Annotated in this window: 10 protein-coding genes and 1 pseudogene; all 11 read left to right on the top strand. The window is 71.2% G+C overall.

The window, feature by feature from the left end; translation table 11 throughout:
• A pseudogene (locus QM633_RS12735) lies at positions 1-183 on the top strand (cysteine--1-D-myo-inosityl 2-amino-2-deoxy-alpha-D-glucopyranoside ligase); the annotation flags it as partial.
• Positions 180-317 (top strand): hypothetical protein, encoded by a 138-nt coding sequence (locus QM633_RS12730; RefSeq protein ID WP_415154133.1) that lies wholly within the window; start codon positions 180-182, stop codon positions 315-317. The pseudogene QM633_RS12735 and the gene QM633_RS12730, both read left to right, overlap by 4 nt.
• Positions 318-474: 157 nt before the next feature.
• The gene (locus QM633_RS12725) at positions 475-741 is read left to right on the top strand and encodes a phosphoribosyl-ATP diphosphatase (RefSeq protein WP_415154132.1); all 267 of its coding nucleotides are present in this window, start codon (positions 475-477) and stop codon (positions 739-741) included.
• 11 nt (positions 742-752) lie between these two features.
• Positions 753-1,613: an ATP phosphoribosyltransferase gene (gene hisG / locus QM633_RS12720; protein ID WP_415154134.1), complete on the top strand. Its 861-nt coding sequence runs from the start codon at positions 753-755 to the stop codon at positions 1,611-1,613.
• 2 nt (positions 1,614-1,615) lie between these two features.
• Entirely contained in the window at positions 1,616-2,122 is a 507-nt protein-coding gene (locus QM633_RS12715; protein ID WP_415154131.1) for an SseB family protein, read from the top strand.
• A 324-nt stretch (positions 2,123-2,446) separates the two neighbouring features.
• Complete coding sequence (gene infC / locus QM633_RS12710) at positions 2,447-3,148, top strand: translation initiation factor IF-3 (RefSeq protein ID WP_415154130.1); 702 nt, start codon at positions 2,447-2,449, stop codon at positions 3,146-3,148.
• Positions 3,149-3,173: 25 nt separating this feature from the next.
• Positions 3,174-3,380: a 50S ribosomal protein L35 gene (gene rpmI / locus QM633_RS12705; RefSeq protein WP_300145537.1), complete on the top strand. Its 207-nt coding sequence runs from the start codon at positions 3,174-3,176 to the stop codon at positions 3,378-3,380.
• 35 nt (positions 3,381-3,415) lie between these two features.
• Positions 3,416-3,784 carry a 50S ribosomal protein L20 gene (gene rplT, locus QM633_RS12700; RefSeq protein WP_415154129.1) on the top strand — a complete coding sequence of 123 codons (369 nt, stop codon included), beginning with the start codon at positions 3,416-3,418 and terminating at the stop codon, positions 3,782-3,784.
• A gap of 74 nt (positions 3,785-3,858) precedes the next feature.
• The gene (locus QM633_RS12695; RefSeq protein ID WP_415154128.1) at positions 3,859-4,719 is read left to right on the top strand and encodes a TrmH family RNA methyltransferase; all 861 of its coding nucleotides are present in this window, start codon (positions 3,859-3,861) and stop codon (positions 4,717-4,719) included.
• 19 nt (positions 4,720-4,738) lie between these two features.
• Positions 4,739-5,830 (top strand): phenylalanine--tRNA ligase subunit alpha, encoded by a 1,092-nt coding sequence (gene pheS, locus QM633_RS12690; RefSeq protein WP_415154127.1) that lies wholly within the window; start codon positions 4,739-4,741, stop codon positions 5,828-5,830.
• Complete coding sequence (gene pheT / locus QM633_RS12685) at positions 5,827-8,349, top strand: phenylalanine--tRNA ligase subunit beta (protein ID WP_415154126.1); 2,523 nt, start codon at positions 5,827-5,829, stop codon at positions 8,347-8,349. Before pheS ends, pheT begins: the two co-directional genes overlap by 4 nt.
• The last annotated feature ends 828 nt before the right edge of the window (positions 8,350-9,177 follow it).

The raw sequence follows: 9,177 nt of genomic DNA, 5'->3' as shown, positions 1-9,177 counted from the left end.
CGCCCGTCCGGCCCGGACGCCACCGCGACGCTCGCTGCCGTCCGGCGCGCGCTGCGGAACGATCTGGACGCCCCGGCAGCGCTCGCCGCGATCGACGCCTGGGCGCAGGCGGACGGCGCCGACCGGACCGCTCCCGGCCTCGTCCGGGACCTGGCCGACGCCCTGCTCGGCGTCGCGCTGTGACCCACGACTCCGCCCCGGAGCTGCTCGCGCTGCACGGCGTGCGGATCCTCGGCGGGCCGTCCGCGGACGCGATCGCACAACGCTTCGGCCTGGACCTCGCCACCCTCGGCATCCCCCGCGGCACCGACGGATAGCCCGCCGGTCCCGATGTCGCGATCCGTCCACGACGCGCCATGCAGGGGACGGGAGAGACGGCTGGGACGCCGCCGACGGCCAGATCGGGACACGCAGCGGGCGGCGCCGGGACCCGGCCCGGGTGGCCCGGCCGGCGAGCCGGTAGGCTGGCCCGCCGTGAGCAAATCCTTCGAAGACCTCTTCGCCGAGTTGCGCCACCGCGCAGCGACCCGTCCGGAAGGGTCCGGCACCGTCCGGGCGCTGGACGCGGGCGTCCATGCGATCGGCAAGAAGGTCGTCGAGGAGGCTGCCGAGGTGTGGATGGCTGCCGAGTACCAGAGCAGGGCCGAGGCCGCCGAGGAGATCAGCCAGCTGCTGTACCACCTGCAGGTCCTGATGATCTCGCTGGGGCTCGAGCTCGAAGACGTCTACGAATACCTGTGAACGGACCTGTGGTGAACGGATCAGACCTGTTGAAGATCGCGGTGCCCAACAAGGGCTCGCTCGCCGAGTCGGCCAGTTCGATGCTGCGGGAGGCCGGCTACCGCCAGCGGACGGACGCCAAGGAGCTCGTCCTCGTCGACGACGCCAACGGCGTCGAGTTCTACTATCTGCGTCCGCGCGACATCGCCGTGTACGTGGGGGAGGGCACCCTCGACCTCGGCATCACCGGCCGCGACATGCTGCTGGACTCCGCTGCGGAGGCCGATGAGGTGATGGCGCTCGGCTTCGGCGGTACCCGGTTCCGGTTCGCCGCCCCCAGCGGGACGTCCATGACCGTCGCCGACCTGGCCGGCCGCCGGATCGCGACGTCCTACCCCGGCCTGGTCGGGGACTACCTGGGCCGGCACGGTGTGACAGCACGGCTGATCCACCTCGACGGCGCCGTCGAGTCCTCGGTGCGCCTCGGCGTGGCCGATGTCGTGGCGGACGTGGTCGAGACCGGCACCACCCTGAAGCGGGCGGGGCTGGAACTCTTCGGCGACCCGATCCTGGAGTCCGAGGCGATCCTGATCCAGCGGCGCGGCGCGGAGGTTCCGACCGGCCTGGGCCTGCTCCAGCGGCGGATCAACGGCGTGATCACCGCCCGCGACTACCTGATGGTCGACTACAACGTGTCCTCGGACAAGATGGAGGCCGCGTTCCGGGTCACGCCAGGGCTGGACGCGCCGACCGTCTCCCCGCTGGCGAAGGACGGCTGGTTCGCGGTCCGGGCGATGATCCCCGCCCGCGAGGCGCAACGGATCATGGACGACCTGTGGGAGACCGGCGCGGACGCGATCCTGGTCACCAGCATCCACGCCTGCCGGCTCTAGCCGTGACCGGTCTCGGCCAGCCGAGCGCGGCGTACGCGGACGACCGCGGCGACCCCGACGCCGGACTGCGGGTGCTGCTCGCCGGAGCCGGCGAACACACCGGCTACCTGCGCGCCGTTGCCGCGCTGTGCACGGCACGGCTGCTGCTGCCGGTGATCGCCCTCGGCGACGACGGGGGCGAGGGCCCCGACCCGGAGCGTCACGCGGAGCTGGGTGCTGCCGTCCTGCGGCTGCCGGACGGACGCACGGCGATCCCCGCGTTCACCGGCCTCGACGCTCTCGCCGCGTGGCGCCAGGGTGCCCGTCCCGTCCCGTGCCGGCTGGACGAACTCGCGTCCTCGGCGCGGGAGCAGGGCGCCGTCGCGATCCTGGTCGACCTGGCCGGGCCGCACCCCCTGGTCGTCGAGGGCGACCTGCTGGCCGAACTCGGCCGCGGCCGCCGCCTGGTCGAACTCCCCGACGGCGGCTGGGGCTGGCTCTTCGCCGAGGCGTCCGGCAACCCGTCCTAGGGGTCCAGACGAGGTAGGGGGCAAGCGACGATGCCCGGGCCCGTCCCGAGGACGGCGTTCCCGGGACGGCAGCGTCCACGCCGGCACCCCGCCGGCCGGCGCGATTCGGCGCTCCGGGGCAGGACGGGGTAGAGTGGAGCCGATCGACCGCCGCCGAACAGGTGGCCGTCCGCTGAAGTGGAGTCCTGAACTCCCACCCGATCACCTCCGGTGGCGGGTCGGTACGCGGGGTCGCGCCGTGCGCGCGTCCCGTCGTCTCAGGGTCTCCGCCTGCGCGGGGGCCCTTTTCCGGTTCCGGAAGCGATCACGCCCCACCATCCAGCTTTGGAGGAACACATCAGTACTGAACCGCGGATCAACGAACGCATCCACGTGAACGAGGTACGCCTGGTCGGCCCTGCGGGCGAACAGGTCGGGATCGTGCGCATCGAGGACGCCCTGCGCCTGGCCAGGGAGGCGGACCTCGACCTGGTCGAGGTGGCCCCGATGGCTCGTCCGCCGGTGGCGAAGTTGATGGACTACGGCAAGTTCAAGTACGAAGCGGCCCAGAAGGCCCGTGAGTCCCGGCGCAACCAGACCAACACGGTCATCAAGGAGATGAAGCTCCGGCCCAAGATCGACAGCCACGACTACGACACCAAGAAGGGTCACGTCGTGCGCTTCCTGAAGGCCGGGGACAAGGTGAAGATCACCATCATGTTCCGTGGCCGCGAGCAGAGCCGGCCCGAACTCGGCTTCAACCTGCTGAAGAAGCTCGCCGACGACGTGGCCGAGGACGGCTTCATCGAGTCGGCGCCCAAGCAGGACGGCCGCAACATGCTGATGGTGCTCGCGCCGACCCGCAAGAAGACCGAGGCCCGCGTCGAGGTGGAGGCGGCGAAGGCCGCGAAGGCCGCCGACCGTGCCGCCAACGCCGAGGCCGACCGCCAGGCGGAGGCAGAGTTGCGCGCCGCGGCCGCCGCGGCGGCGCAGCCCAAGAAGAAGCGGGGGCCCGCGGACAACATGGACCCCGACATCGACCTGTAGAAGAGAAGAAGAGAAGGACGACGCTATGCCGAAGATGAAGACGCACTCGGGCGCCAAGAAGCGGTTCCGGGTCACCGGTTCGGGCAAGGTCATGCACCGCCAGGCCGGCAAGATGCACCTGAACGAGCACAAGCCGACCAGCCGCACCCGCCGCCTCGACGGCGACAAGGTCGTTGCTCCGGGGGACGCCAAGAAGGCGCGTCGCCTGCTGGGCAAGTACAAGGCCAACTGAACCACCGACCCGCAAAGCACTGAGGAGTAACCGCCATGGCACGCGTGAAGCGTTCCGTCAACGCGCAGAAGAAGCGTCGTGAGGTCCTGGACGCCGCATCCGGCTACCGGGGCCAGCGTTCCCGCCTGTACCGCAAGGCCAAGGAGCAGCTGCTGCACAGCTACACCTACGCCTACCGCGACCGCCGCGCCCGCAAGGGCGACTTCCGGTCGCTGTGGATCCAGCGGATCAACGCTGCCTGCCGCGCCGAGGGCATGACCTACAACCGTTTCATCAGCGGCCTGAAGACCGCCGGTGTCGAGGTGGACCGCAAGATCCTCGCCGAGCTCGCCGTCAGCGACAGCGGCGCCTTCGCGGCGCTGGTCGAGGTGGCGAAGGCCAACCAGCTCGCCCAGGCCGCCTGACCAGAAGCACACTTCCGACGGCCGGGCCCACGATGGAAGGGCCCGGCCGTCACCCATCTAGCGAAGGACCGACGATGACCGTCGCTTCGATCGAACTCCCCGAGCCCTCGCAGGCCGTCCTGCGCAGCGCCCGGGCCCTGCAGCGGCGCGCGGAGCGCAAGGAGACCGGGAGGTTCCTGGTCGAAGGCCGTCAGGCGGTGCGGGAGGCGCTCGCCGTCCCGGGCGTGGTCGAGGCGGTCTTCTTCCGGTGGGCCGCGGCGATGGACAACATCGACCTGTTCGAGCAGGCGAGGGCCGCGGGTGTCACCTACTACGGGGTGAGCGAGCAGAACCTGGCCACCCTCACCGACACGGTGACGCCGCAGGGAGTGGTCGCGGTCGTCCGGGCGATCGACGTGCCGCTGAAGTCGGTCCTCGGCAAGCAGCCGAAGGCGGACAAGCCGCGCAAGAAGCACTCCCGCAGGGACGTCTCACTGGTCGTGATCTGCGCGCAGGTGCGCGACCCCGGCAACGCGGGGACGGTGATCCGGTGCGCGGACGCGTTCGGCGCCGATGCCGTCATCCTCAGTTCCGACTCCGTCGAGCTGTACAACCCCAAGACCGTCCGGGCCAGCGTGGGGAGCATCTTCCACCTGCCGATCGTCGTGGGCGCCGACCTCACCGAGGCGATCGAGGCCTGCCGCGCGGCCGGCATGCAGGTCTTCGCGACCGACGGTGCCGCGGGCACCGACCTGACCGACCTCGACGCCGAGCTGGACAAGCCGACCGCCTGGGTGATGGGCAACGAGAGTTGGGGGCTGCCGGTCGAACACCTGGCGCTGGCCGACCACACCGTGGCCGTGCCCATCTACGGGCACGCCGAGAGCCTTAATCTGGCCACCGCTGCCGCGGTGTGCCTGTACGCGAGCGCGAGTGCGCAGCGCGCGTCCAACTGAATCCGAGGAGTACCCATCCATGGCGCCTGACCAACCGGCCGACCTCAGCCAGAACGCGATCGACCGGGTGGTGGCCGACGCGTTGGCGGCGTTCGCCGCTGCGGGAACCAGCGTCGAGTTGAAGGCCGCGCGTCTCGCGCACGCCGGCGAACGCTCGCCCCTCGCGCTCGCCAACCGCTCGATCGGAACGATCCCCGGCCCCGAGCGCAAGGATGCCGGCCAGCGGCTGGGCGCGGCCCGCGCCGCGGTGAATGCCGCGCTGACTGCCCGCGAGGACGAGCTCGGCGCGGCGGAGCTGGCCCGCCGCCTGGTCGAGGAGCGGGTCGACGTCACGCTGCCGGTCGAGGTCGGGCCCCAGGGCGCCCCGCACCCGATCACGGCCCTGATGGACCTGATGGGCGATGTGTTCATCGCGATGGGCTGGGAGATCGCCGAAGGGCCGGAGGCGGAGGCCGAATGGCTGAACTTCGACGCGCTCAACACCCGACCCGACCACCCGGCGCGCTCGACCACGGACACGCTGTTCGTCGAGCCGCTGGCCAGTCATGTGCTGCTCCGCACCCAGACCTCCCCCGTGCAGGCGCGCACGATGCTGGACCGGGAGCCGCCGATCTACATCGTGTGCCCCGGCAAGGTGTACCGCGCGGACGAGTTCGACGCCACGCACGTCCCGGTGTTCCACCAGCTCGAGGGCCTGTGCGTCGACCGGGGCATCACGCTCGCGCACCTGAAGGGCACCCTGGACCATCTGGCCCGCTCGATGTTCGGAGACGACATCGAGACCCGGATGCGACCGCACTTCTTCCCGTTCACCGAGCCGTCGGCCGAGGTCGACCTGAAGTGCTTCGTCTGCCACGGCGCCTCGGTGGGCAACCCGGACGCGCCCTGCCGCACCTGCCGGTCTCAGGGCTGGATCGAGTGGGGCGGCTGCGGCGTGGTGAACCCACGGGTGCTGATCGCCTGCGGCATCGATCCTGAGGTGTACTCGGGCTTCGCGTTCGGAATGGGGATCGAGCGGACGCTGATGTTCCGCAACAACGCCGCGGACATGCGCGACATGGTGGAGGGTGACGTGCGGTTCAGCCGCTCACTGAAGGGGATGGCACGATGAGAGCGCCGCTGAGCTGGCTGGCCGAGCACGTCGATCTGCCCGAGGGCATGACCGGACGCGAACTGGCCGAGGTGCTGATCCGCGCGGGCCTGGAGGTCGAGCGTGTCGATGAGGTCGGCTCCGACGTCAGCGGCCCGGTCGTCGTCGGCCGGATCCTGGCATACCGCGACGAGCCGCAGACCAACGGCAAGACCATCCGCTGGGTGCAGGTGGACGTGGGCGCCGACCACAACCAGCCCCACGCCGATCACCCCGGCGGCTGCCGCAGCGTGGTCTGCGGTGCGCACAACTTCTCGGTCGGTGACCTGGTGGTCGTCTCGCTGCCCGGCGCGGTGCTCGCCGGCGGCTTCGCGATCGCTGCGCGCAAGACCTACGGGCACCTCTCCGACGGCATGATCTGCGCGGAGGACGAGTTGGGCATCGGCAGCGATCACAGCGGCATCATCGTGCTGCCGGCCGACGCCGGCCTGGCCCCCGGCGACGATCCGGCGCCGGCCCTGCTGCTGCGCGACGACGTCCTGGACATCGACGTCAGCCCCGACATCGGCTACTGCCTGAGCATCCGCGGGATCGCCCGCGAGGCGGGCCAGAACCTGGGCGTGCGGTTCACCGACGTGGTGAACCGGGCCACCCCTGCCGCCGTGGCGGACGGCTACCCGGTTCGGCTCGAGGACGCCGCCTGCCCACTGTTCGTCGCGCTCGGCGTGACCGGCATCGATCCGTCCCTGCCCACCCCTCGCTGGATGGCCCGCCGCCTGGTGATGGCGGGGATGCGCTCGATCTCGCTCGCCGTCGACATCACCAACTACGTGATGCTGGAGACCGGTCAGCCGTTGCACGCCTACGACGCGTCCCTGCTGAGCGGGCCCATCATGGTCCGCAGGGCTCGGCCGGGGGAGTCGCTGGTCACCCTCGACGGCCAGACCCGCGCCCTCGATCCCGGCGACCTGCTGATCACCGACGATTCCGGCCCGATCGGGCTGGCCGGGGTGATGGGCGGTCAGTCCACCGAGTTGCGCGACTCCACCAAGGACGTGGTGATCGAGGCGGCCAGCTTCGACGCGACCACGATCGCTCGTACCCTGCGCAGGCACAACCTGCCCTCGGAGGCGTCCAGGCGGTTCCATCGCGGCGTCGACCCGGCTGCCGCCTACAGTGCGGCCCACCGCGCGGCCGATCTGCTCGTCGCTCTCGCCGGCGGCACGCTCTCCAGCGCCGAAACCGTCGCCGGAGCGGTTCCGCCGGTGCCCACCCAGGCGATCGACGTCGACCTGCCCTCGCGAATCCTGGGTGTCGAGGTCTCGGCCGAGCGGGTGGTGCAGATCCTGACCGAGAGCGGCTGCGATGTCGAGATCGACCCGTCGCCGGGCACGGGTCCGGCCCGGCTCAGCCTGGTCCCGCCGACCTGGCGGCCGGACCTGCGCGACCCGTACGACTACGTCGAGGAGGTGGGTCGCAAGGTCGGCTTCGACACGCTGCCGTCCATCGTGCCGGCCGCGCCGGTGGGCAGGGGACTGACCCGTGGGCAGCGTGCCCGGCGCGCCGTCGGAACGCGACTGGCCGACGCCGGCTTCGTGGAGGTGCTGACCTTCCCCTTCGCCAGCAGCGATGACCTCGACCGGATGGGTGTGCCGTCCGGCGACCCGCGGCGAGCGCTGGTGCGCCTGGTGAACCCGCTCGCCGAGACCGCGCCCTACCTGCGTACCTCGATCCTGCCCGGGCTGTTCGCGGCGCTCGGGCGCAACACCTCCCGCGGCAACGACGACCTGGCGCTGTACGAGGCGGGCTCGGTCTTCTTCGCCGGCTCCGGGAACGCCGCGCCGCTGCCCTCCGTCGAGCACCGTCCGTCGACTGCCGAGCGGGAGGCCATCGAGGCCGCCCTGCCCCGGCAGCCCCGGCACCTCGCCGCCGTCCTCAGCGGACAGTGGCGACGTCCGGGCTGGCGCGACGCCGGGGAACCGGCGGGCTGGGTCCAGGCCTTCGCATTCGCCGAGCTGGCCGCCGACGGTGTCGGCGCGCGCATCGAGCGGCGGCCGGCCCAGGTCGCTCCGTGGCACCCCGGCCGGTGCGCGGCCCTGGTGCTGCGCGGTGAGGTCGTCGGTCACGCGGGAGAGTTGCATCCCGGCGTCATCTCGGCCTTCGGCCTTCCCGAGCGCGCGGCTGCCGTCGAACTCGACCTCGACGCCCTCGTCCGCCTCGCCCCGGAGCGCGGCGCCATCGCGCCGGTCTCCGCACATCCGGTCGCGAAGGAGGACGTGGCGCTGGTCGTGTCGGAAGAGGTCGGCGCCGCGGACGTCCAGCAGGCGCTGGTGGACGGAGCCGGGCCCCTGCTGGAGTCGGTCAGCCTCTTCGACGTGTACACCGGCGGACAGGTGCCCGCCGGGCATCGCTCACTGGCGTACGCACTGCGGTTCCGCGCCCCGGACCGGACCCTCACCGACACCGAGACCTCCGCAGCGCGGGACGCGGCCGTGGCGCTGGCTGCCGAGCGCTGCGGCGCGGTGCTGCGCACCTTCTGAGCCGTCCGCGCATCCCACGCACGAAGGCTCCCTGACGGGGGCTTGGTGCGTCCCGTGGCGGCACGCCGCGGGGCATGACCGTATCTACGTAATTGTGCGTAGATACCGTTGTGCGCCCAGGAGTGGCGAATCCGCGTCCCCCCACGAGTGACAAGAATAGTCCGGACGTCCCCTCCCGGGGGACCTGTGGCCCACAATCGACGTCCCCGCCAGGGGGACTGAATGTGATATTCATAATGTCCACCAAAGGGGGACAGGAGGGGTCGTGATTCCCCAAAAAGTGGCCACGACTAGGTAATATGCACGGGAGCGAGGGGGCGAGCAATCGCGCGCCTTAACCTTGGTCAACGGCCCTCGAGCTTCCTTGAATCAGAGTTCAAGTGGAACTTGTCGATCGATTCCTTCGGAGGCTATTCTCTTACCACTCATCCGACTATTAGGGGAACTTCGGAAAGGGCGGCAGCAGCGAACAACACCACCGGGACCGAGCGGCAGAGGGGTCGCGAGGTCGCAGCCACGCTCGCAGAGGGTCTCGTGCCTCGCGTGGGCACCGTGGCGAAGCCCGGCGTCAGCGGACCTTCCGGCCGTGGCGCGGACGCGGTGAGTCCGACCTCGCAGACAAGCCCGAGCTGGCACTGGCGGGTGCCTCGTACGGCGCCGGGCCCTCGTGGCCCGACCCGCCGGCGGCGGCCGGTGGGATGCCGGCCGGGAGGTGGCGCGGTAAAGAGGGGTGCGCGCTACCTCCCGGTGAAGCCGGAGGGCCGCCGACGCCTCGGCCTGCGGGGCGTCGGCGGCCTTGCGGCGATCACAGCGGGTCCGGCCGCGAGG

The sequence above is a fragment of the Propionicimonas sp. genome (genome assembly GCF_047606205.1).
In the GTDB taxonomy this organism is placed as follows: domain Bacteria; phylum Actinomycetota; class Actinomycetes; order Propionibacteriales; family Propionibacteriaceae; genus Propionicimonas.
Note: the sequence above shows the minus strand (reverse complement) of the source record. Positions and strands in the feature narration are given on the sequence as shown.

What these genes read in the sequence shown, in the direction of transcription:
- pheS (WP_415154127.1), top strand. Translation starts at nt 4,739, where the DNA reads ATGGCGCCTGACCAACCGGCCGACCTCAGCCAGAACGCGATCGACCGG.
- QM633_RS12695 (WP_415154128.1), top strand. Translation starts at nt 3,859, where the DNA reads ATGACCGTCGCTTCGATCGAACTCCCCGAGCCCTCGCAGGCCGTCCTG.
- rplT (WP_415154129.1), top strand. Translation starts at nt 3,416, where the DNA reads ATGGCACGCGTGAAGCGTTCCGTCAACGCGCAGAAGAAGCGTCGTGAG.
- pheT (WP_415154126.1), top strand. Translation starts at nt 5,827, where the DNA reads ATGAGAGCGCCGCTGAGCTGGCTGGCCGAGCACGTCGATCTGCCCGAG.
- rpmI (WP_300145537.1), top strand. Translation starts at nt 3,174, where the DNA reads ATGCCGAAGATGAAGACGCACTCGGGCGCCAAGAAGCGGTTCCGGGTC.